This window comes from Sphingomonas rhamnosi (genome assembly GCF_036663615.1).
Taxonomy (GTDB): Bacteria; Pseudomonadota; Alphaproteobacteria; order Sphingomonadales; family Sphingomonadaceae; genus Sphingomonas.
In genome coordinates, this window is sequence record NZ_JAXOJJ010000033.1 from 1 (window position 1) to 1,066 (window position 1,066).

1 pseudogene and 1 other annotated feature are annotated in these 1,066 nt (G+C 65.1%); the pseudogene reads right to left on the minus strand.

Going from position 1 to position 1,066, the window contains the following annotated elements:
• A pseudogene (locus U1701_RS18655) lies at positions 1-1,012 on the minus strand (IS3 family transposase); the annotation flags it as partial.
• Positions 615-731: a sequence feature (AL1L pseudoknot), on the minus strand. It overlaps the preceding pseudogene by 117 nt.
• Positions 1,013-1,066: the final 54 nt, after the last annotated feature.

Below are 1,066 nucleotides of genomic sequence, written 5' to 3' on the forward strand. Positions count from 1 at the left end.
TCGTAGCTGTCGCCGACGCTGCCAACCGAGGGCTCGATCCCGGCCTCGGCGAGGCGCTCGGTGTACTTGATGGACACATATTGCGACCCGCGGTCGCTATGATGGATGAGGCCGCCCCGATGGGCCGGCCGACGATCGTGAAGCGCCTGTTCCAACGCATCGAGGACGAAGCTGGCATGAGCCGTCCTGCTGGCCCGCCAGCCGACGATCCGGCGAGCATAGGTATCGATGACGAAGGCGACGTAGACGAACCCCGCCCAGGTCGCGACGTAGGTGAAGTCTGAGACCCACAGCATGTTCGGCGCTGGCGCGTAGAACTGGCGGTTGACGTGATCGAGCGGGCACGGCGCCGCCTTGTTGCTGATCGTGGTGCGCACTGGCTTACCCCGGATTACGCCTGCCAGGCCCATCTCGCGCATCAGTCGCGCGACCGTACAGCGGGCGACGGGCACGCCCTCTCGTATCATCTGCCGCCAGACCTTGCGCACGCCGTAGACCGCGAAGTTCTCGGCGAACACGCGCGCGATCTCAGCCTTTAGGAGCGCATCCTGCCGTGCCCGCGCCGACAGGCGTGTCGGATCCTGTCGCTGCGCGACGCGCTCGTGATAGGTGGATGGGGCGATCGGCAGGACACGGCAGATCGGCTCGACCCCATAGGCATCGCGGTGATCGTCAATGAACGCGATCATCGCCGGAACGGGCGGTCGAGCTCCGCCTGCGCAAAATATGCGGACGCCTTGCGCAGAATCTCGTTGGCCTGCCGCAGCTCACGGACCTCGCGCTCGAGTGCCTTCACCTTGTCGGCAACCTCGGTCGGGTCACCGGCACGCTTGCCGCTGTTGACCTCAGCCTTCTTCACCCACTCATGCAGTGTCTGCGGAACGCAGCCGATCTTCTCCGCGATCGACACCACCGCTGCCCATCGCGAGGGGTGATGCCGCTCGTGGTCGAAAACCATCCGTACCGCGCGTTCGCGAACTTCCGGCGCAAACTTGTTCGTCGTCTTGCTCATACAGGCTCCACCTTCTCAGGAGTTGGAGCCTCCGGCAAACCCGGCGCGGTTCAG